Source organism: Pseudoalteromonas sp. APC 3358 (genome assembly GCF_030408075.1).
Lineage (GTDB): Bacteria > Pseudomonadota > Gammaproteobacteria > Enterobacterales > Alteromonadaceae > Pseudoalteromonas > Pseudoalteromonas arctica.
In genome coordinates this window covers 1-23,067 of the sequence record NZ_JASDCE010000011.1, presented here as the reverse complement: position 1 = coordinate 23,067, position 23,067 = coordinate 1, and the positions used below count along the sequence as shown (strand labels likewise).

Sequence of the window (23,067 nt, the reverse complement as noted above, 5' to 3'; positions counted from 1 at the left end):
ACCCAGTTGAAAATAGCTCTATTGATGCAATTAATAATGTAATAACAGCGCCAATGAAAAAGTGTTTTGAAGTAATTGGTTTTAAGGAGCTAATGAGTAACGCTCCTTGATAGACTAAAAATCAAAAACTCGTCCTTCTCGGCCGCACTCTATTTTTACCTGTTGAGCGTACTGCGTGTGTAAATATTTTTCTATAGCTAATAACTGTTCATCGGTTCTTGATGGATCGTGGCTAATAATAACCACATTTTTAATACTCGCTTTTATCGCAAGTTCAGCCACCTGATCTATGGTGCTATGCCCCCAACCATGTTTAAGAGGCAAGTCTGCATCTATAAATTGAGCATCATGAATTAGTAAATCAGCGCCTTCAATAAAATTGACCCATTCGCTAATACTTGTGTTTGCTTTTTCTGGCGGATTTAGCTCATTGTCGGTAACGTAAGCCACCTTTTTATCATCCGCTTTAATGCAATAAGCAGTGCCACCACCAGGGTGATTTAGTGGAGCAGTCGAAACCAAAAAATCATTAAGTGTAAACTGCTTTTGAGACGATAAATCAGTATTAAGCGTAATGCTGGCAGGTAAATCTTGATAACACACCGGAAAGTACGAACCACTCATTTGCTTTAATATGGCATTTTGGCTTTTTTTATCATCAACGTTGCCAGCTACAATGGTTATATTGCGGTTGGGTTGGTAGATAGGTTTAAAAAAAGGAAACCCTTGAATATGATCCCAATGGTTATGCGTTAGCAAAATATTGATAGGACTTTGTGTTTCTAGTAAACGTGTACCGAGTTCTACAATACCGGTACCAGAGTCTAAAATAAGATCTTTACCGTTATTTTGTTCGATGTACACACATGAGGTATTTCCCCCAAAAATGTGCGTATTACTTCCTGCTGAAGCCATTGAGCCTCTAACACCAAAAAATTCAACTTTCATAATTTAAGGCTAAGCTCCATTTTCTACAAAATTGAATTTAGAAATACTAACATTGTTAGAGTTAGTGTCATTACAGGTGCTGCTTACAACAACTTGGGTGTCATTTTGTAAGATGATTGAAGTAAATACATGTGTACTGGTACATTGGCTTGCTTCATAAAATCCGACACCACTAGCTCCAAACGTATTATCTAAAGTACCATCAGTTAAAATGCGCGCTAACATGCCTTTATTGTTAGCCTTGCCTGCTAAAATAAGTTGATTGCTGCTATCTAGCGCTGCACCACTTAGCTCAGTGTTACCGGTTGAGGCCAAAGTATATTCACCGACACCATTTGCGGCAAAGCTAGTATCAAGCGTACCCGTAACAAGCAACCTAATAACATTGGCTTTATTTGGCGAATCAATAAGGTTTGCTATTAAATATAACTTACCCGTTGTGTCAGTCAAAATCTGCGCTATTTTATTGTCGGTATCTGTGGTTCCTTCACCTACATATTTAAAGACTTCAGTACCGTTTGAGCTTAACTTCAATGCGATTAGCTTTGAAGTGCCACTTAATACTGCCTTACCGCCAATGAAAATATCTGCATTGTCGGTATGTACACGGTTATAGTACTCAAAAGCTGAGCCTATGATACTTCCGCCAGTGCCAAAGTTAGGCTCAAGGGTACCTTCTGGCGTCAACATTATAACGATTGGGCTAGGAGTGCCGCTTATTACGGTTGACCCAACAGTAATAATGTTACCGCTATTATCAAGTGCAATACCTGTCAGGTTTACCAATTCTGCGCCACTGACAGAGGTTGTGTATACACCATCTGTTGCAAATGAAGTGTCTAAATTACCAGACTGATCAACTTTAGCTACAAAGCCCGCTTCACCATTTTCACTATTTTTAGAGCCTGTAATAACTAAATTGCCGTCGCTTTGCTCGGTTAAAGCGACGCGCGACTTACTCAAATCTATGGCAATTTCTTTATGGCCACTTTCGCTAAAGCTAGTATCGATATCACCCGCACTCGTAAAGCGTGTTAATACTAACTTAGTAATTGAGTCCGATTTAGCCGTTGATGCAAGAATATACTTACCGGCATGAGGGTCATTGCTAAGTTGTAAAACGTGCATTGATTCGTCGTTTGTCGCATCTACTAAATTATTAAGGGTAAAGTAACCATTCGTTTCAAAGTTACCAAATAATGTGGCTTGACTGTCTATTGCTGCAATAAACGGTTTTGTATTTGAATCATCATTAACACCAGCTACCCAAAGAGTGTCATTAGAGTCGATAGCTAAAGTGTTGGCAAATTGCTTACCACTTATACCATCAATTATATTAATGCCGGATGTGCCATAGGCACTATTTAAAGTACCTTCATTATTAATCCGTGCTGAAAATAATTTTTCTGAGGCTGATACGCCAGTCGTCCCCGACAAACTAATGCCATTGTTACTAGGCTCGTGTTTAATACCTGTAATTTTAGCGCCGCCATTACCATTACCACCATTACCATCAATATCATAAATTGCTATACCAGCATTACCAAAGGTGGTGATTAGTTCCCCATTTTTATTAATAGCTAATATTACAGCTTCTTTTTCACCACTATTTCTTGTTATATATCCACCTGCAAAGGCAGTAAATTCAGAATCAACAACTCCGCCTACAGCAAAAAGTTCGTCGTCTTTATCATTATCAAATATATCAATTGTTAGTGCTGCGCCACCATTAAAGTTATTGTCATTATCGCCATCAGATTTTAAATAACGAAGTAGAGAGTCTTTTGTTCCCTCTGCATTGGTAACACTCCCAACCACTAAGTAATCGGAATCATCAAAGTTCTTAACTGCAAAGCCTTCATCATCTCGATTAGCGCCGCTAACATCGACAATAGCTGGAGTAGAGTTCTCAAAATCTAGATCTGATTTTTTATAATGTATCCATAGACTATCGTTTTGAGTGCCATCAAAGCGTTTACCTACAGCCAGTATTTTATCATCATCAATTTCAAGGTCATTAATAACAAGAGTACTCGCTTGTGAAGTACAGCGAACTCCTGAATCATTCTCACCTGAGTCAGTACTTACAACGCCAGCAGTATTCATTTCCAATAAGCAGGCTTCAGTATTTGTGCCGTCAAAACTAGAATAAGCAATAAAGAGATCTGTACCGTCAGAAATAATAGCTGTGGCTTCTTCATCATCATCTAAATCTAATATTTTTATTCCATTACTATTAAAAGCATTATTTGTTATGCCAGCGTTGGTGTAAGACACAACAATAATATCTTTATCGTCGCCATCAACAAAACCAACAAAATAAAGGTTGCCATTAAGCTCAATACTGTCTTTAAACTCACCACCAGAAAAAATGTTTGAAAGATCAAGCTCACCTGTAATTGGGCGGCCAAATGTCACATCTTCAGTTGGAATAAGAAGCTCAATTTCATCAGTAATATTAACGGTTATGTTAACGTTTGAACTTTCATTAGGCGTGCCATCATCAGTTATAGTGACATTTAAAATATATTGATTAGTTGTTTCAAAATCAAATGGGCTTTCACCTACGGTTGATAAAACACCAGAGCTACTATTAATTTCAAATGAAGCAGTGTCACCGCCAGTTAAACTATAAGTTAAGGTCTGGTTCTCAATATCTGACGCGCCAACAGTCCCTATGATGTCGCCATCTGTAGCATTTTCACTAATACTAAAACTTTGAACCGATGCTACAGGTGCATCGTTAACACCAGTTACGGTAATGGTCACTGTGGCTGTATTGGTTCCGCCATTATTATCACTAATCGTATAAGTTACCGTGGCAAGTCCATTGGTATTGGCTTCAGGCGTATATTGAATTTGATTGCCAACTACTGAGACCGAGCCAATATCAGCTGAGGCTGAAGAGATCACCAAGCTGTCTCCATCAGAGTCAGTATCATTTGCTAATACGTTTATCAGTATTGGTGCTGCATCTTCAGCCATGGTCGCGGTATCGTTATTGGCAACAGGTGCATCATTCACGGCAGTTATCGTAATAGCGAGCGTGGCAGTATTCGTTCCACCATTATTATCACTAACAGTATAGGTAACTCTTGCTAAGCCGTTGCTATCGGCTGCCGGTGTGTATTGAATTTGATTGCCAACTACTGAGACTGAGCCAATATCAGCTGATGCTGCACTGATCGCCAGGCTGTCGCCATCTACATCTGAGTCATTTTCTAATACGTTTACCAGTATTGGCGCTGCATTTTCAGCCATAGTAGCGGTATCGTTATTGGCAACAGGTACATCATTCACGGCAGTTATCGTAATAGCGACCGTGGCAGTATTTGTTCCACCATTATTATCACTAACGGTATAAGTAACTGTTGCTAAGCCATTGCTATCAGCTGCCGGTGTGTATTGAATTTGATTGCCAACTACGGAGGCTGAGCCAATATCAGCTGATGCTGCACTTATCACCAGGCTGTCGCCGTCTTCATCTGAGTCATTGGCTAATACGTTTATCAGTATTGGCGCTGCATCTTCAGCCATAGTAGCAGTATCGTTATTGGTAACAGGTGTATCGTTCACTGCAGTTATAGTAATAGTGACCGTGGTATTATCTGTTCCGCCATTATTATCAGTAACGGTGTAAGTAACTATTGCTAAGCCATTGCTGTCGGCCGCCGGTGTATATTGAATTTGATTGCCAACCACTGAGACCGAGCCAATATCAGCTGAGGTTGCACTGATTGTGAGGCTGTCGCCATCTACATCTGAGTCATTGGCTAATACGTTTATTAGTATTGGCGCTGCATCTTCAGCCATGGTAGCCGAATCGGCGTTTGCTATTGGATCATCGTTTACGGAGGTAATAGTGATAGTTAACGTTGTTGTACTGGCACCACCGCTGCTATCGCTTACAGTATAAGTAACTGTTGCTACGCCGTTGTCGTCGGGTGCCGGTGTATATTGAATTTGATTGCCAACCACTGCGACCGAACCAGTATCTGCCGAGGCAGCACTGATAGTGAGGCTATCACCATCCACGTCAGAGTCATTTGCCAATACGTTTATTAGTATTGGCGCTGCATCTTCATCTACTGTCGCTGAGTCTGCGTTTGCAATAGGAGTATCGTTTACAGGAGTAATAATTATTGATAAGTTTGTAGTTGCAGTACCACCATTACTATCACTTATTGTGTAGCTAATAATTGCTGTTCCATTTGTATTAGCAGCAGGCGTGTATTGGATTTTATTATCAACAACAGATGCAGAACCTATATCTGCAGTAGCAGCTGTTATTGTAAGAGTATCGCCATCAATGTCGGAGTCGTTAGCTAGTACGTTAACTAATAACGCAGGGGCATCTTCGTTCATCGTTGCTGAATCAGCATTTGCAGTAGGGGCATCATTAACGGGTGTCACGGTAATCGTCACACTTGCTGTTCTGTCGTTTATGCCTTCATTACCAGTGCTATAACCATCCGTAATGGTGTAAGTTAGTACTATCTCACCTGAAAAGTTTGCTGGTGGAGTAAACTGTATTTTTCCGGCGACAATAGTCGCTTCTCCAGCAATATTTTCTATGTTCGAAATACTAATCGTATCGCCATCTGCATCAGTGTCGTTAGCTAGCACATCTAATAAAGATGCAGAGCTGTCTTCGTCTAACGTATATTGATCGTCATTGGCTTGTGGAAAAGTATTAACGCCGCTTTCACTTAAGGTTACTTGAGCTGTTGCAGTTAAGCCTTGCTCATTTGAAATTGAATAGGTAAAGCTATCTACACCAATAAAACCTAAGTCTGGCTGATAGGTAAACGAGCCATCAGCATTTAATGTAAGTTCGCCATTTTGAGTTGCATTAATTGCCGTGGTATTAACTGATAAATCGCCAGCCTCAATATTAAAATCGTTAATTAACAAGCCATTTTGTACTGTTACTTCAAATAGTTTGTTTTTGTTAAATTGATAGGCATCATTTTGTGCAACAGGGTTATCGGGTTCGCTGTTTATTACTAAAGTTACGGTGGCTGAAGAGGTTGCACCTAATGAGTCTATAGCTTGATATTGAAATTGATCAACACCATTAAAATTAGCATCCGGCACATAACTAAAGCTGCCATCAGTTGCTAATAATAGTTGGCCATGTGTTGGTGCCACCATAAACGTTTCATCAACTGAAAAACTGTCATTATTTGGGTCAGTATCGTTACTAAGCACACCATTGGCTGCTGTAACGACAAGTGTTTCATCTTCGCTTAAACTATAGCTATCATTTTTTGTAATAGGGGCTACGTTAGTGTTTGAGCTTACAATAGTTACATTTGCAATAGCCTGAGCACCTTGTGCATCAACAACTCTGTACTGAAAGCTGTCTTGGCCTTGCATATTTTGCTCGCCTTGGTATTCAAAGCCACCATTATCAAAAAGGGTTAATTGTCCTCTTGTTGGTTTGCTAACCGGCGTTGTATCAACAGTTAAGTCATCTAAGTCTATATCGCTATCGTTTATAAGTAAGCCTGGCGACAGGACAACTAAGGTTCCATTGTTTGTAATGCTGTAAGTATTATCAAGCGCAATAGGAGCGTCGTTAATAGCTAAAATGGTTATCTCTACAACTGCGGTATCTGTCATACCTAGCTCGTTAGCAACTTGATAGCTAAAGGCATCTTCACCATTAAAGTTTGCAATAGGGATATAAGTAAAATCCCCATTTTCATTTATATTTAGAGTGCCATGCTGCGGTAGAATTAATGCATCTGTATTTACACGTAAATCGCCACTGTATTGATTCGTATCATTTGTTAGCACGTTACCTTGCAGAGTTTGATCTTCATTTATCTGAAACTGATCGGCATTAGCCTCTGGTGCAAATGCAAGCTCTCCACCCACTGGCGCTATATTTATTATATTAGCAAAACCACTTTCACCACTGCCATCAACACCGGTAATAAGTACTTGATAACTTTTATCTGTAAGTGACTCGGTAATGCTTAATGCAGTATCTTGAATACTTAAAAATTGTTGCCCATTCTCTAATTCATTAATATTAGTAGATGTGACTCCAGCTTGAGTTGCAATATAAACGTTGTAACGATTAAGTTCGGAGTTAGCTTGCCACGAAAGATTAATATTATCTTCGTCTCGTTGTGCTGTAACACCTTCAATTTGATATGGTTGCCAGTTAAAAGTAATTGCATCAGCAAGGACTTGATTATTTAAAGTGTCAGTTATCCATATTTCTAGGCGTATCTCTCCTGGAGTTACGCCATAAAGCGCAGGGCTGAGGCCTATAATTGATTTTTCGTAGTCAAAACCACAATCAGAAGAACACAGTGATATGCTTTTATTGACACTAGGGAGCACTAAATTAACTTCAGCAATGCCATCAGTATCCGAAGCTTCAAGTAAAAAAGAAACGTTGCCTTGCACAGTTTCGTTTGTTTGTGAAAAAACAATATTAGCGCGTGTATTAGCTATGCTTGATCCAACAACACCTCTACTTGAAGTGACAGCACCTAAAACTTTTGTATTTTTGGTTTGATTGCTCGCTATAACACCAGCCAAATTTATATAGCTAGTCACCGTTGGCGTTACTACTTCAGCCGTAGGTGATTGTATTGTCTCTTGAGCAGGGCTTTCTTCTGAGCCTCCACAGGCACTTAACAAAAACACCATAGAACCAAGCAAAAATATATTTTTTGCTGTCATTTTAAATACTCCATAATAAAAGCTTTGTATCCAATGTGTTTATGGTTCTAATTTAAAAGAACCGCTAGCATTTACATCAGGATTATTTATTTCGTTAAGATTAAAGTTGCCAGTAATATTGTCTAAGTCATTCAAAAATATTGCATCAACATCGCCCTCGGCTTTATTGTTGCCATGGGATGCAAATGTAACGGCTAAGTCAAGTTCGCTTAAATTTATTAAACCGCTGTAAGCCGCATACCAATTTCCGCCCGCGTCATTAAAACTAATTTCGCCATCAGGTACCGTGCCATTATCAAAATCAACAGCCATAGTCATAGCAAAGTCAGTAACAGCACCCACACTCGAATTTACATTAAAGCTTGATGCTTCATAGTTAAATACACCTTGGCGCTGAGCTATTTGATCGACTAAAGATGCGCTGCTAACTGTTTGAAATTGTTGTTCAGAATATATATCCATAGTATCTGTATCTGCTTCAAAAGCATTTACTTCAACTTCAGTTACAGATGCTTGTTCAGTCTCTTCTTCGTTGTCATCTTTAGGGTCGATCGTTACTATATTTTGATCAAACACACGTGCCGCACGCGTCGTTTTTAATACTTCACCAGAGGCTGTAATTTGTGCAAACGAAAATGCCTCGTTATCACCCAAAGAAACCACGCTATTATTTTCTAAAGTTAAATCTATTGCGCCATCCCATACAGCTAAAAACACGTTGCCTTCAACGAGCTGAACTTCAAAATGTGTTCCACGTATACCAATAGAGCCAACGGGGGTTTTTACATTATAAGAGCCGCCATTTTTTTTAATCACACCCGAAATAGAGCGTAAACCACCTTTAAGTAACTCAATAGAAGCAGAACCTTGTTGGGTATTATCATCAAATTCGTAGTTAGCAATATTTAGTTCTGAATTTTCTTTTAAAGCGATTAAACCACCATCCGACATTGAAAATTGCGCTTTGCTTTTCTCTCCAGTCGTAATGCGATCTACACCAAAAACGGTATCTCTGCGCTGCAACTGCCGTTGTTGTTCAGAGCTTCCATCAACCGCTAGTACAGAGCCTCGCGCTAAAATAGTTTTACCAGCAGGATCATTTGCTTGTGTATAAAAACTTACACAAAGTAAAGTGGTAATTACAGGGAGTAAATGTTTCATAAATACCTTAAATTAAAATGAGTAAGAAGCGCTTAAATTGATATCTAAACGGTCATATTCGAATAAAGAAATATTACTGGATTTATCTTGATAGTTGGCAGCCAACTGTATTGCTAAATCACGATTAACTAAATAGCGAACAGTGGTTGAGAGCATAAAGAGGTTATCGGCACGTTCTTGTAAAAATAAAGGGTGATCATCTTTATAATTAATCCATTGGTATCCAGCAAGAGATAACAACTGCCAATGCTGGGCCAGCTGAGTGTTTGCTTGGTAGTACAAACTCGTAATATTACGGCTATTAAATTCACCTTCAGTAATATCGGCTTCTTCATTTTTAGCGTTAACACTTAAACTTTGAAACCATTGCTTAGTTGCATAGCTAGCTCCTGCGTTTATTGCATAAAACGAATTATTGAGCTTTTCATCAAATCTATTATTTAAAACACCCGCAGTCGCAGAGCTAAATAAATTAACTTGTTTATTCAGCTTATAACTAGCACCTGCTGTTAAAGCTGATTCAGTACGATAAAGATCGCCATCAAGCATTAATGGAGTCGTCGATACTTGTGCAAACCAACTTATGTCATTTTGTTTATATTGATAGGCAGCATTAATATGCGCATTTATACGATCGTATTGGCTGAGTTCTGCAAACTTGTACCACCCGGTATTAACACTCAAAGTGATTAAACTTTTTTGATCTATGGGGTGAGAGTACTTTCCTCTGTAATTTAGTCGCGCATAGTTGTCTTGCGTACTTTTACTTTCTGACGATAATAAAAATTCACCAATATTAGGAATTATAATCGTATTTTCTGCCGTACCCGCATTTACGTTGCCATCAACGCCAAGTGCAAGCTCAATATTTTGCTTATAAGAACGCCCAGCTTCTTGCTTTTTAAGTGTGGTTGTATCAAGTAACGACTGTGCCGAAGACTTTATGTTATTAGGTGTGTTAGGTGAGTTAATAAGTATTAAAGCTTGAGTATCGGCAGCAGGTAAATTATTAACGGTTAAATAAGCACGAACTAAGTACAAGCGAGCTTCATACCATCTAGGGTTGTTTTCAACCACGCGTTCAAAAGCAAATACAGCAGGTGCCGCATTTCCTGTTTTAAGCGCAGAGACCCCAAGTAAAAAATCATAAACAGGCTCACCTAAGTATTGAAATTCACTGTTACTTTTTTCGTAAGCCTGAGTATATTTCTTTTCAGAAACTAATTTTTGCAGTTCAATCAATAGATTATCATATTCATCATTGCTTTGAGCCAATGAGCTAAAACTTATTAAGGCCAAATAACTACATAGTAAATTTCTTAAAAGCTGTTTAATCATGCTTAATTTTATATCCCATAGGAAGTTTGATGTTTTGTAATAAAGTGATGTTATACCAATCTGCTTATATGTGAGGTCTATTTAACGTTAAGAAAATCACGCTAGAACTAGGCGAAAATTTTTGTATCTAGTTGTTCTAAATAAAAAATTTTTAACAACGTTTTAGTGAAATTTAATTAGTTAAGTTGCTCAAATATTTATGCAGGTTTGGTATTAGTACTAGAAATCTAGCACTTTTTGTACTTAAGTACAGCCAATGTAATCACATTGGTTAAATAAATGTTATTTAATTGCAGGCTAAATACTTGCTAATAAATCTTCAAGTTAAACTAATTAAAGGGGAGAGGTTGCTGATAAACTAATTTAGCTTAAAATATTAATTAATTTGGGTAATAAAGCTTGGGTATGCTGTATAGAATATTAAAAAATATAATTTAGGGGAATTATTAAAATATAAATAAGGGTATTACTAGGAGAAAAAGTGGGGCGATTGACGGGGCTTGAACCCGCGACAACCGGAATCACAATCCGGGGCTCTACCAACTGAGCTACAACCGCCACTACACACACCTTGTTTGGTGTGCCGCGCATAATACATAAAATAATAAATGTTGTGAAGTCTAAAAGTGAAATAAATTAAAATAATTTAAATAAACAAATTTAATCAGTGTTGAACAGCTAATATTTACGGGGATTAGGTAACATATTTGTCGCATAACTTTCGCGAAAAATCGAATATAGGCGACTTTAATAGTATTAATTCATTATTCTATGAGAATAAATTGTAAATTAATGTATAATAATGCTCGGAAAACGCTTAATAAAAAACATTTGGAGTAAATATGGATTCAGTACTTAATTGGCTTAACGATAACTCAGGCCTAATCTTACACTACGGTATACAAGCTGTTGTTGCGCTTGTTATCTTTTTACTTGGTAGTCGTATCGCTAAGTTTTGTTCTAACTTAACTGAAAAAGGTTTTGCTAAAAAGAAAGTAGATAAAGCTGTAGGGTCGTTTGTTTCAAGCATTGTGTACACACTTGTATTTGCTGTTACTATTTTAATGGCACTTTCGCAAATTGGTATTGAAACAACTTCGTTCATTGCTATTTTAGGTGCTGCAGGCTTAGCTGTTGGCTTAGCATTACAAGGTTCATTATCTAACTTCGCATCAGGCGTACTTATTATTTTACTTCGCCCATTCAAGTCTGGTGACTTTGTTGAAGCAGGTAATAAAATGGGTACTGTTAAGAAAATCGAAATATTCTCAACTGAACTTCGTACTCCAGATAATAAAGTAATCATCGTACCAAACTCTCAAATAATGTCAGGCGCTATTACTAACTTCTCGCGTGAGTCTACTCGTCGTATCGATTTAGTTATTGGTGTTAGTTACGATGCAGATTTACGTCAAGCAAAAGAAGTATTAAAATCTGTATTAGATGCAGAAACACGCATACTTAAAGACCCAGCTTATACAGTAGCTGTATCTGAGCTAGGTGATTCTAGCGTAAACTTTGTTGTTCGCCCTTGGGTTAACGCTGCTGATTACTGGCCTACTTACTGGTCATTAATGGAAAATATTAAAATTGCATTAGATGATGCAAATATTGCAATCCCATTTCCACAAATGGATGTTCATTTACACAAGCAAGACTAATTTTAAATAGTTATTTAATTAAAGTTATCTTTAATTGTTGTAGTGATAAAGCGGCTATTAGAAATAAAATTTCATGCAGTATTTGCTGCATGAAATTTTTTACATTATTACTTAGCTGTTTTGCTTGCTCTAACAAGTAACGCTTTAATAAAATAGATATACATTTATACAAAGGTTATTTTTTAATGAAATTAAAGCTTTTATCAGTTTTAGTTGCAGCATCTGCTGCAACAAATGCATTCGCTGCAGACGCAGATCAAAAAACGTGGGAAGTTACCAGTGAACTTGGTGCTATTATCACAAGTGGTAATACAGAAACGACCACACTCAAAGGTGGTATTAAAGTACAGCACAACCTTGAAAACTGGAACAACGAATACAAACTAGACGGCATCTATAAAGAAGATGAAGTTGAAGATGCTAATGGCGACAAAAATAAGCAGCGCACTAATGAAAAGTACTCGATTTCAGCGCAAGGTAATTACAAATTAAATGAAGATCATTCTCATCTATTCATTTATGGTTCACACGTTTCAGATTATTTTGGAGCATATAGAAGTGAGTCAGTAATTTCTGCAGGTTACGGTTTACGTTTATTAAACGAAAAAACAATGTGGTTAAGTGCCGAAGTTGGTCCTGGTTATAAATATTTTGAATACCCAGATGACAGCTCTGAAATTGATGATAACGGTAACTCTCTTGCTGGCGAGTTTGAAGGCGAAGTAATTGCCTTAGGTAAATTAGATTACAACTGGCAAATTTCTGAGAGTGCACGTTTTACTCAATTAGTTGCTGTAGAGTATGGTGATACAAACACTAAAACTCGTTCAGAAACTGCATTGCTTGCAAAAATAAACGGCTCATTACAAATGAAAGTCGCTTTTAATGTCACTAACAACTCAGATGTTGCTGACGACAAAGAAAGCACTGACACAGAAACATCATTCACACTGGTTTACAGTTTTTAACCAATGTAACTAAGTTAATGACACTAAAGTGACAAAAGGGACGAAAGTCCCTTTTTTATTTGCTCAAAATTAATGTATTATAGCCACCAATTTTGGTTGTAGACCTAGGGATATACCTACTCGTGAAAGTTTTTACACAATTTATTAGTGCTTTTATTCTACTTTGTAGTTTTAGTACTTTGGCTTTTACGCCAACAGCATCTCAAATTGAGCAATTTAAAAAGCTGCCAAAAGCTCAACAAGAAGCTCTCGCAAAACAGTATGGTGTTGATATATCAACGATCACCGGTACAAACCAATCTAATAATCAAAATAATACAGAGCAACAAAATAGTATTGGTGAGCGCGCAGAGCCAGAGAAAGAGCAGCTTACAGATGAAGAACGCTTTAAACCAAAAACAGACGATCTAAAGCCATATGGTTACGAATTGTTTGCCGGTGAACCCACTACATTTATGCCAAGTGAAAATGCCGCGGTACCCGATACGTACATTGTAGGCCCTGGTGATCAGTTAAAAATTAACTTTTACGGAAAAGAAAGCGAAAGTTTTGAAGTCATAGTTGACCGTGAAGGACGTATTAGTATTCCTGATCTAAGCCCTGTTGAAGTTGCAGGTTTAACCTTTGCTGAAATTAAAGAACTAATAAAAGTAAAAGTAGAGCAAGAAGTTATTGGCGTAAAAGCTTTTGTATCGCTTGGTCAACTTCGTAGCATGCGTATTTTAGTGCTAGGAGAAGCGTATAAGCCGGGTAGCTACAGTGTTTCTTCATTAACAACTGTTTCGCACGCATTATTTGTAAGTGGTGGTGTGTCTGACATTGCCTCTCTTCGTAATATTCAAGTTAAACGCGCAGGCAAGGTCGTTGCAAATTTTGACCTTTACGACTTACTTATTAATGGCGATAGCAGTAACGATATCGCATTAAAGCCGGGCGATGCTGTATTTATTCCATCAGTTGGCGCTCAAGTAAGAGTTGAAGGTGCGGTTAAACGCCCAGCTATCTTTGAACTTAAAAAAGGTGAATCTGCTAAGCAGTTATTAGCAATGGCCGGAGGCCTTAAACCAAATGCATATGCCAAAAGCGCAATTGTAGAGCGCTTTAACTTCGATCGTAAAGAAGTACTCTCGGTAGATTTTTCAAAATCGCAAATTAACTATATTCCACAAGATGGCGACCGTATTCGCTTTAATTCAGTTAGCTCGCAATATCAAAATTCAGTTAGCTTAATTGGTGCAGTAGCGCGCCCAGGTAATTATCAGTGGCACCAAGGCAAGCGCATTTCAGATGTACTTAAATCAGTACGTGGTGACTTACTACCGCAAGCCGATTTAAGCTACGGACTCGTAATCCGCGAAATAAATATAAACGGCGATATAGAAGCACACCAATTCGACGTTGCTCAAGCGATTATTAAAAACCCTGAGAATAACTTACAACTTCAAGCTAATGACAAGATAGTTGTATTTAGCCGTTTTGAAGAAAAAGAATTAGAGCAATCAACTCTAGCAAATATGGCCCTTAGTCAAGAGCAGCAAGAGCAGCAACAAAAAGCAGAGCAATGGCATAAGTTTGAACAAAAAGAGTTCGAAAAATACATTGGCGTTAATCAAGAAGACGAAGAACTTGTTCTTGAAGACAATAAAATACTCACTATTGCTGAAATTTCTAAGCGCAAAGCAAAAGAAGAAGAAGACCAAGAACTCAAACCTGAAGATTACGCGTTATTTAGCCGCCATAATTTATTAGCTCCAATTATTGCTAAATTTAAGCAGCAAGCATCAGTGCAACAAGCAATGCAACTTGTGGAGATCAGTGGAAACGTTACTTTCCCTGGTATTTATCCATTAATGATTGGCGGTGAAGCAAAAGACTTAATAATAGCTGCGGGTGGCTTGTTAGAGTCAGCCTACGTGAAGCAAGCTGAAATTACACGTATTGTAGCCAGTGATGGTTCTAAAATAGAACACCTACGGTTTGATCTCGAAAGTGCGATGAAAGGTGAACTTCAAAGTAATATTACATTACAAAGCAAAGACAGCATCAATGTTTTTGCAATTCCAAACTGGCAAGAAAATGTAAAAGTAGAGTTAAAAGGCGAGCTTAGATTCCCGGGCACTTATACAATACGCCGTGGTGAAACGCTTACTGAACTACTTGAACGCGCGGGTGGCTTTTCAAAATTTGCAGAGCAAAAAGCAGCTGTATTTACGCGTACATCGATAAAAGAGCAAGAGCAAAAGCAACTAGCGCGTTTATCTACAGAGCTTCGTCGTGATATAGCTTCAAAAAGCTTTCAGAACTCGGTAAGCAGTAGTACGCTTTCATATGAAGAGATGAACAAGCTGTTAAACGACCTCGCGAGTGTTGAAGCCGTAGGCCGTTTAGTAATTGATTTACCTTTAATCGTAAATAATCAACAAAATTTAGTATTACAAGATGGCGATACACTATATGTACCAAGCAAGCGCGATTCAATTAGTGTAATTGGTGAAGTTAACTACTCAACATCGCATCTTTATAAAACAGGTGTAAGTGTTGATGATTATATAGCGCTAAGTGGCGGGCTCAAAGAGCGTGCCGCTGAAGATCGAATTTACATTATTAAAGCTAATGGTTCAGTGAAAATACCAAATACAGGTGGCTGGTTTGCAGCAAATAATGCTGACCAGTTAGAACCAGGGGACACAATAGTAATCCCAATGGATGCAGGGCATATGGATAAGCTAACGCTTTGGAGTACAGCAACGCAGATTCTTTATCAGCTAGGTGTAGCTGTAGCAGCAATTGGAAGTCTTTAGGTGAAAAATGAATAATCAAGATTATATAGAAGTGGATTTCCGAACTTTAATTTCTATATTATGGAAAGGGCGTATATTAATTGTAGGTATTACAGCTTTATTTTCTGTAATAGCCGTTTTATTCTCACTGTCTTTGCCAAATATTTATCGTTCTGAGGCATTGATCAGTGTCGTTGAACAGGGACAGGACTCACCTTTAAGTGGATTATCCTCCACATTTGGAGGACTGGCTTCCATCGCCGGAATAAATTTACAAGCTGGAAGTGGTAGTAAACGTGATATAGCAATCGAAACACTGAAAAGTAGGACGTTTATTAGTGATTTTATCAATATTAATGAGCTAAAGCCCTTACTAATAGGTGTTGAGGGCTGGAATGCTGAGAAAAACGAACTTATTTATGATTCTGAAGTTTATGATATAGAAAATAACATCTGGGTGCGTGAGGTCAGTTACCCTAAAACAAAAACACCTAGCGACTTAGAAGCATACCGCTACTTAATAAAGGAAAACTTGTCTATTTCGGAAGATGAAGACACTGGTTTTATTCGTGTATCTATAAAACATTATTCACCATATATAGCTAAAAGAATCTTAGATAGCCTTATTAACTCTATAAACAATAAATTACGAATGATCGATATTGAAGAAGCCAATAAAAGTGTAGTTTTTTTACAAAGTAAACTTAAAGAAACTAAGAATGTAGATATAAGAAAAATCATGTTCGATATGATTGAAGGGCAAGTGCAAAATCAAATGCTTGCAGAGGTAAGGGATGAGTATGTGTTTAAAACTATCGATCCTGCAATTGTTGATGAAGTTAAGTTTTCACCTAAAAGAGCCATTTTAAGTATTATGGGTGCAATTTTAGGTTTTTTTATAGCAGTATTCAGTCTTTTAGTGTTTTTTATATATAAACGACAAAAGTAACTAGTGTTAAACCTTGAATATTACTTTTTCTTTTCTATATGTCGCTTTTTAGCATTTAATCAGAGATCAAAAATTTGTCAAAAATAATCTTAAAAGAGTCATATTTATACCTTTTAGGAGAAGTAATAAGTAAAGGTATACCTGTTTTTTTACTTCCTTATATGGCTAAAAAAATGGGAGTAAATGAGTTAGCTAATTTTTCTTTGTATCAGTCAATTATCGCAATAGCCTCTGTAGTTATACTATTGTCAATGGATGGTGCAATTGCCCGCTATTATCACAGGTATGGTTTCAGGTCGATCAGTATACTCAGACGTATTGCTGTAACTATAAGTGCAGCACTATGTTTAGTAATTATTACAATCTCCTTGTTATTAGGTGAAAACCACATAGCAATATCGGCTTTAGCATCATTTTGCTATGTGTTACTTATGCTTAACTTCTCTATAGCTCAAGCTTCTAGGCAAGTACATAAATACTTTTTAGCACAAGTGATTAGTGGTGTGACTTTGCTATTTAGTATTATTATTTTATTCGAGTTTACGCAAGCAACATCACAGACCAGAGTTTATGCCGGGGCACTTTCTTGGTTTATTCCTTCTCTCTGGCTATTTTTTACGTTAAAAACGTATACGAATAGAATCAATAAGAAAATAAATAAAAAGCATATTTTATATTTATTTTCTTTTGGTTTACCTCTCTTACTACATGCTCTATCAGGTGTGATTAGAGGACATGTCGAAAGGTTTATCATCAATGACTCTTTTTCCAAAAGTGCTCTTGCGGAATACTTTTTAGCAATTCAAATTGCAAGTATTTTTTACCTGCTTTTACTGGCACTAAATAGAGCTTTAGTACCTCATTTTTATGCGAAAATGAAAAATAGGGCCCTTAACACAATAGAGGTAAAGCAACTTGTTTTAAAGTCATTCCTAATTGTGCCTTTGTTTCCTATTTTTGTTTACTTAATTCCAGACTCATTATTTGTTTATATTTTTGGTGATGAGTATACAAATCTAGGTCAGTGGGTTGCTGTTCTAGTGTTAGGATACTCTTTAATGATCCCATACTTCATTCTGGTAAACCTTTTGTTTTATCAAGCAAGAAATAAGTTAATCTCATCGGTTAGCATTTTTGTCGCTTTGATACATATAGGGATATCTTGCATATTCTCATTATATTCAATGGACTTGTTGGTTTACTCATTGTTTTTTTCATCAATATTACAAATATGCATAATGTATTTTTGTACATTTAAAGATATAAGTAAGGTCAAACAATAAATGGAACTTTATATTGCCTCAAAACCCATGCAAATCACGGTTTCTAGTATAATTGCCGGTTCTAAAAAAGAAGGTAGTTGTTTAATAATTATTGATATGTTTCATGATGCAGAAGCTGTTTTTAATAATATTAAATCTGCAGGTGATTGGAAAAAAGTACTGTTTGTAAAAAATCGATTCATGTCATTTGTTAAAGGAAGTCGTTTAAAACCGACAAAAACTTATATCGATGGTGACATAGGTACTAGGTTAGCCTTATACCTCGCTTACTTCAAACTTATATCCAGAACAAAGCAGATTTATGTTTACGAAGAAGGAATTGGTACATATAGAAATGACATATATGTACCTAGCTATAAAACTAAAATTTTTGATGTATTAGGTATAAGTACTGTATTTGGAGGAAGTTGGTTCTGTAATGGGGTTTATGTATTTGAGCCAAAAGAGTATGCAGAGCGAATTAAAATAAAAAAGAAAAACTTTTCTATCTTAAAAATCACTAAAAGTATGAAGAGTTACTGCGAAGAAAACGTAGCTTATTTAAATAAAATTTATAACTTTGATCCAGCAAGTGTCGGTGAGGGGAATAAGTGTTTTATATATATAAGTGACTGGAGTTTTGATAGTCGTTTCATCGATATTGCAGATAGAGTTTATGATAAAAAGTTAGTTAAATTACACCCGAATATCAAAAATAGCTTAGGGCTTGAAGGGGCACTCGGTTTTGAGGTTGTTGAGAATAAAGTGCCTGCAGAGATTTTAATAAATGCACTTTCAAAGAGTTACTCACAAGTTCAAGTTTTACATCATGGTTCGAGTGTCGCGCACTATATGAAGTACGATAATGTGTCTTATTTAAAAGTTTCCAAGTGAGTTATTTTTGAGCAATGTTGATGTGTGAACCTTTTAACAATCTATCATTTAAGGCGTTTAAGTGAATTATTATACAATCGCTAATTATGGGTTGCTACTCATTGCGCTACTGCTCATTTTACTTATTGCTTACAGTGATATTTTGGGAAAAGTTAGTTTTAAAAGCTCAAGTGCGTTGTTATCTATTTTATTTTTATTAGTGCTTTTGATTTCCCGTGATAAAGGCTGGGATTTAGAGTTATATGAAAATATTTTTAATAATGTTAATGATATTGGAATTGGTGGGTGGATAGAGCCAGGTTTTCAGTTTTTAATATTAGCGGTTAAATCAATCAATGGGAACTTTCTCTTATTTAATACTATTTACTCATTGATTATATGTTGTTTTTTATATTCTATTGTAAATAGAGACTTAAGATATGCATCAATAGCAGTATTAATGTTTTTCTTTCTTTATTATTTTAGAGGACCATATGGGCAAATAAGGCAAGCATTAGCAATGCTGATCTTCTTATACTCGCTGAGATTTATTGTTGATAGAAAGATGCTATACATTTTTCTTAACTTTATAGCATTAATGTTTCATAGCGTTGCTATATTTAGTTTTGTTTTTTTAATTTTGGCCAGTTTTTTTAATTTAACAAAGAAGAGATATTTAATATTAATTTCTTTATTTTCAATTTTTTATCTTGCGGGGGTCTTTAGTAACCTCCTAACATACTTAATCGGATTAGATCCAAACCCAGTTTTAATGAAAGTACAATTTTATATTGAAAATGCTAATGTTCAGGGTGGCTGGTTAACGCCTGAATTTCTTAAGATATGGGTTATCTCTATATTAGTTTTGTTGATTGTCCCCGAGTTTGATAAACTTAACACATACCGCAAAATCTTAATTTTGAGCTTTCTTACTGGTTCATGTTTATACATGCTTTTAAGTTTTGATTTAAGGCTTGCATCACGTTCAAGTCGGCTTTTCCTGATTTCTGAATTTTTAATCATTGCTATGTTATTTGAGTATGTGAAAAATAGAGGAAAGCTATTCTTATTTATACTTCTTTATGGTTCTTTCTTTTTAATTTGGGAGTTCTATATTATGTCAAAAGCAGAGGTTATTTACTCGTGGAGTTAAAATGAATATTCAAATTTTAATGGCAACTATGGCTAAATCGTGTATCGGTGATATCGATTGGAAAAATAAATGCATAGTTTCACCGTTATTATTAATCAACCAATCAGATTTCGAAGGTACCGAAACTTTAGATGATATTACTATGATATCAAAAAAAGAAAGAGGCTCCTCAAAAAGTAGAAATCTCGCTATTGAGAATGCAAGCGGTGATATCTGCATCATTGCTGATGACGATGTTAGTTATTTAGAAAACTATGAGAGCATAGTCAAAGATGCTTATATTAAGTATCCAGACGCTGACATTATAACTTTTCAGATACAAACAACAGAAGGTAAGCCTTTTAAACCAAATTACTCTAACGAAGAGTATTATCACACTAAGATGAGCATTCTAAAATGCGCATCTATTGAGATTACGTTTAAAAGAGAATCGATTATTAAAAGTGGTTTGAAACTGGATCTAGAATTTGGCTTAGGTAGTAAATATCGTGTTCATGATGAGATTATTTTTTTGAAAGATGCACTAGATAATGGCCTTAAGTGTGTTTATATCCCATTACCTATAGTTGTTCATCCACCAGAAAGTTCTGGTACAGATTATAATGAGCAATTGTTGTTTTCAAAAGGTGCTGCATTTTACCGTCTGTTTGGCATTTCAGGACTTTTATATGATTTAGCTTTCTCAATCAAGAAATATTCAGAGTACAAAAATGTATTTAGTTTTATACAGTGTTTAAGGCTGATGGTTAAAGGTACATTGAGTTATTCTAAGGAACAAAGTAAATGACTAAAGTGAAATATTTAATTTTGGGTGGCGGTGTTTCAGGGCTAGCCTTCGCTAACTTTGTAAATTCAGAGGATTACCTAATTATAGAGAAAGAGCCTGAGTTAGGTGGTTATTGTCGAACTATTTACCAAGATGGTTTTGTTTGGGATTATGCAGGTCACTTTTTTCACTTTGCAACTGATCAACTAAAAAACTTTTTTAAAAACAAGATTGATGATAGTAAACTTGTTGAAAGAACTAAAGTCACAAAAATTTTCTTTGATGATGAGCTTATAGACTTTCCTTTTCAGTCTAATATACATCAGCTTAAAAAAGATAAATTTCAAGAATGTTTGTATGATCTTTATTTCCGTTCAGACAAAGAAAGCTACAATTCTTTTTTAGATATGCTTTATTCGAAATTTGGTAAGGCTATAACTGACTACTTTTTGAAACCTTATAATGAAAAGCTATATGCTTGTGATTTGAATACACTAGATGTTAATGCCATGGGGCGATTTTTCCCTTATGCTAACTTAGATCAGGTTATCAAATCTTTCAAAAAGCAGTCAGTTGAAAGCTACAACTCAAGTTTTCTTTATCCAAAAGAAGGGGCAAGGATTTTTGTTGATGCTTTAGCTGAGTCAGTCCCAACAACGAAAATTTCACTAAACGAAACTGTACAAAAAATTTGCTATGAAGAAAAGCTCGTTGTTACAAATAAAAGAACAATAGCATTTGATTATTTGATAAATAGTTCGCCTTTGAAAATGTTTTCTAAGCAATTAGATGTAGATAGAGTAAACCTGCTAGCTGATGATTTTAGCTATAACAAAGTACTAGTATTTAACTTAGGTTTTGATAAAAAATCACCTAACCAGGATACGCATTGGTTATATTTCCCAGATAAAAATATCAACTTCTACAGAGTTGGCTTTTACGATAATATTTTGGGTAGTGATAAGCTAAGTATGTATGTAGAGGTTGGTTACTCACCCGAAGATGACGTTGATATAGAGACACAACTACAATTAACGATAGATAATTTGAAGGCTGTGGGTATTATTGATGACCACAAATTGATTTCTCATTGTTCCATTGTGATGGATCCTGCGTACGTACATGTTAGTGACAAATCGAATTCTTCAAAACAAGAAATATTAGAAATTTTGTCTCAAAAAAATATTCATTCCATAGGTCGTTATGGAGACTGGAAATACTGTTCTATCGAGGACTCAATGCTTGACGCAATAAACCTAGCAAGTGAAATTAGCTAATGTTTAAAGAGCACCTAGTTAGTATTATAATGCCAGCTTATAACTGCGAGGCTTTTATCAAAGAAAGTATCGAATCTGTGATGGCTCAAACATATACACACTGGGAACTAATCATTGTTAATGATTGCTCAACAGACAACACTCTAGCAGTGGTCACTGAGTTTTCAGATCCTAGAGTTACTTTAATAAATAATGAAGTAAACTTAGGTGTAGCAAATAGCCGAAATATTGCGATAGAGAAAGCCGAAGGGCGTTTTATTGCCTTCTTAGATAGTGACGACCTTTGGTATAGTACTAAGTTAGAAAAACAAGTAATAGCTCTATGTAAAGCGGGTGAAAATACTGTCTGTTCCCACTCTTCATATGAAAGAATTGATGAATTTGGCAGTGTATTAACTCGAGTTAGTATAAAAAATAGCGTTAATTTTAAAACTCTTTTAAAGAGTAACTTTATTGGTAATTTAACAGGTATAATTGATCGCTCTAAAGTTGTATTACCTAAACAAAAAGAGGTAAAACACGAAGACTATGTAATGTGGCTCGAGATTTTATCTAGTGGGCAGGATTTTTACTCGTTAGGAGTACCTGAAGTCTTGGCAAAATACAGAGTTAGAGCTGGTTCCATATCGGCTAATAAGCTTAAATCACTGACTTGGCATTGGCATATACTTCGTTACCATATGAGGTTGAATATATTTCAAAGCTCATTATTTATATTAAATTATTTATATTTTGCTAGCAGAAAGCGAGCATGATCTATCGTAAAATTATTTTTTTAGGTGAAATTACGCTTTAGTAATAGCTCTTAAAATAGTCTCATATTGGAAAAGTTATGTTAAACAATAAAACAGTTTTAATCACGGGTGGCACTGGGTCATTTGGTAAGAAGTTTATAGAAACTATTTTAGCGCGTTACCCAGATGTAAAAAAAATAATCATCTATTCGCGCGATGAATTAAAGCAGTCTGTAATAAAACAAAAGTACCCAGCATACGATTACCCGCAATTACGTTTTTTTATTGGTGATGTTCGCGACAAAGAACGTTTAACGCAAGCGTGTGAAGGTGTAGATGTCATTATTCACGCAGCAGCAATTAAGCAAGTTGATACCGCTGAATACAATCCAACAGAATGTATTCGTACAAACATAGATGGTGCTGAAAATGTTATTCATGCCGCATTAGCGTGTGGTGTAAAAGATGTTGTAGCGCTATCGACAGATAAAGCAT

Annotated in this window: 15 protein-coding genes and 1 tRNA gene; 11 read left to right on the top strand and 5 right to left on the bottom strand. The window is 36.1% G+C overall.

Going from position 1 to position 23,067, the window contains the following annotated elements:
• Window positions 1-114 precede the first annotated feature (114 nt).
• From QL995_RS16045 to QL995_RS16025, 5 genes are all read right to left on the bottom strand, one after another.
• On the bottom strand, window positions 115-948 hold the full coding sequence (locus QL995_RS16045) for an MBL fold metallo-hydrolase (RefSeq protein ID WP_290294601.1): 834 nt from the start codon (window positions 946-948) through the stop codon (window positions 115-117).
• Between the two features lie 9 nt (window positions 949-957).
• Complete coding sequence (locus QL995_RS16040; RefSeq protein ID WP_290294600.1) at window positions 958-7,650, bottom strand: Ig-like domain-containing protein; 6,693 nt, start codon at window positions 7,648-7,650, stop codon at window positions 958-960.
• A 39-nt stretch (window positions 7,651-7,689) separates the two neighbouring features.
• Window positions 7,690-8,811, bottom strand: coding sequence for a FecR domain-containing protein (locus QL995_RS16035; protein ID WP_007582324.1), 1,122 nt, complete (start codon window positions 8,809-8,811; stop codon window positions 7,690-7,692).
• A gap of 12 nt (window positions 8,812-8,823) precedes the next feature.
• Window positions 8,824-10,149 (bottom strand): hypothetical protein, encoded by a 1,326-nt coding sequence (locus QL995_RS16030; RefSeq protein ID WP_356947997.1) that lies wholly within the window; start codon window positions 10,147-10,149, stop codon window positions 8,824-8,826.
• A gap of 482 nt (window positions 10,150-10,631) precedes the next feature.
• Window positions 10,632-10,707: transfer RNA gene (locus tag QL995_RS16025), tRNA-His, on the bottom strand.
• A gap of 284 nt (window positions 10,708-10,991) precedes the next feature.
• Here QL995_RS16025 and QL995_RS16020 point away from each other — a divergent pair.
• From QL995_RS16020 to QL995_RS15970, 11 genes are all read left to right on the top strand, one after another.
• Window positions 10,992-11,810, top strand: coding sequence for a mechanosensitive ion channel domain-containing protein (locus QL995_RS16020; RefSeq protein WP_007582322.1), 819 nt, complete (start codon window positions 10,992-10,994; stop codon window positions 11,808-11,810).
• A 185-nt stretch (window positions 11,811-11,995) separates the two neighbouring features.
• Window positions 11,996-12,778 (top strand): DUF481 domain-containing protein, encoded by a 783-nt coding sequence (locus QL995_RS16015; RefSeq protein WP_024593750.1) that lies wholly within the window; start codon window positions 11,996-11,998, stop codon window positions 12,776-12,778.
• A 122-nt stretch (window positions 12,779-12,900) separates the two neighbouring features.
• On the top strand, window positions 12,901-15,579 hold the full coding sequence (locus QL995_RS16010) for an SLBB domain-containing protein (RefSeq protein WP_290294598.1): 2,679 nt from the start codon (window positions 12,901-12,903) through the stop codon (window positions 15,577-15,579).
• A 7-nt stretch (window positions 15,580-15,586) separates the two neighbouring features.
• Complete coding sequence (locus tag QL995_RS16005; protein WP_024589841.1) at window positions 15,587-16,507, top strand: Wzz/FepE/Etk N-terminal domain-containing protein; 921 nt, start codon at window positions 15,587-15,589, stop codon at window positions 16,505-16,507.
• Between the two features lie 74 nt (window positions 16,508-16,581).
• Window positions 16,582-17,790 carry an oligosaccharide flippase family protein gene (locus QL995_RS16000; protein ID WP_290294597.1) on the top strand — a complete coding sequence of 403 codons (1,209 nt, stop codon included), beginning with the start codon at window positions 16,582-16,584 and terminating at the stop codon, window positions 17,788-17,790.
• Window positions 17,791-18,663: a hypothetical protein gene (locus tag QL995_RS15995; RefSeq protein ID WP_024589839.1), complete on the top strand. Its 873-nt coding sequence runs from the start codon at window positions 17,791-17,793 to the stop codon at window positions 18,661-18,663. It begins immediately after the preceding gene.
• Window positions 18,664-18,724: 61 nt separating this feature from the next.
• Window positions 18,725-19,795, top strand: coding sequence for an EpsG family protein (locus QL995_RS15990; protein ID WP_024589838.1), 1,071 nt, complete (start codon window positions 18,725-18,727; stop codon window positions 19,793-19,795).
• 1 nt (window position 19,796) lies between these two features.
• On the top strand, window positions 19,797-20,582 hold the full coding sequence (locus tag QL995_RS15985) for a glycosyltransferase family A protein (RefSeq protein ID WP_101162755.1): 786 nt from the start codon (window positions 19,797-19,799) through the stop codon (window positions 20,580-20,582).
• The gene (locus tag QL995_RS15980; protein WP_290294596.1) at window positions 20,579-21,838 is read left to right on the top strand and encodes an FAD-dependent oxidoreductase; all 1,260 of its coding nucleotides are present in this window, start codon (window positions 20,579-20,581) and stop codon (window positions 21,836-21,838) included. The genes QL995_RS15985 and QL995_RS15980 overlap by 4 nt, the downstream gene beginning before the upstream one ends.
• A gap of 29 nt (window positions 21,839-21,867) precedes the next feature.
• Window positions 21,868-22,593 (top strand): glycosyltransferase, encoded by a 726-nt coding sequence (locus tag QL995_RS15975; protein ID WP_290294595.1) that lies wholly within the window; start codon window positions 21,868-21,870, stop codon window positions 22,591-22,593.
• 77 nt (window positions 22,594-22,670) lie between these two features.
• The coding region (locus QL995_RS15970; protein WP_290294594.1) for a polysaccharide biosynthesis protein at window positions 22,671-23,067 on the top strand (397 nt) is incomplete at its 3' end.

Bases quoted from the DNA above. Each gene is read 5' to 3' on its own strand.
- QL995_RS16045 (WP_290294601.1), bottom strand. From the start codon at position 948: ATGAAAGTTGAATTTTTTGGTGTTAGAGGCTCAATGGCTTCAGCAGGA.
- QL995_RS16040 (WP_290294600.1), bottom strand. From the start codon at position 7,650: ATGACAGCAAAAAATATATTTTTGCTTGGTTCTATGGTGTTTTTGTTA.
- QL995_RS16035 (WP_007582324.1), bottom strand. From the start codon at position 8,811: ATGAAACATTTACTCCCTGTAATTACCACTTTACTTTGTGTAAGTTTT.
- QL995_RS16030 (WP_356947997.1), bottom strand. From the start codon at position 10,149: ATGATTAAACAGCTTTTAAGAAATTTACTATGTAGTTATTTGGCCTTA.
- QL995_RS16020 (WP_007582322.1), top strand. From the start codon at position 10,992: ATGGATTCAGTACTTAATTGGCTTAACGATAACTCAGGCCTAATCTTA.
- QL995_RS16015 (WP_024593750.1), top strand. From the start codon at position 11,996: ATGAAATTAAAGCTTTTATCAGTTTTAGTTGCAGCATCTGCTGCAACA.
- QL995_RS16005 (WP_024589841.1), top strand. From the start codon at position 15,587: ATGAATAATCAAGATTATATAGAAGTGGATTTCCGAACTTTAATTTCT.
- QL995_RS15995 (WP_024589839.1), top strand. From the start codon at position 17,791: ATGGAACTTTATATTGCCTCAAAACCCATGCAAATCACGGTTTCTAGT.
- QL995_RS15985 (WP_101162755.1), top strand. From the start codon at position 19,797: ATGAATATTCAAATTTTAATGGCAACTATGGCTAAATCGTGTATCGGT.
- QL995_RS15980 (WP_290294596.1), top strand. From the start codon at position 20,579: ATGACTAAAGTGAAATATTTAATTTTGGGTGGCGGTGTTTCAGGGCTA.
- QL995_RS15975 (WP_290294595.1), top strand. From the start codon at position 21,868: ATGCCAGCTTATAACTGCGAGGCTTTTATCAAAGAAAGTATCGAATCT.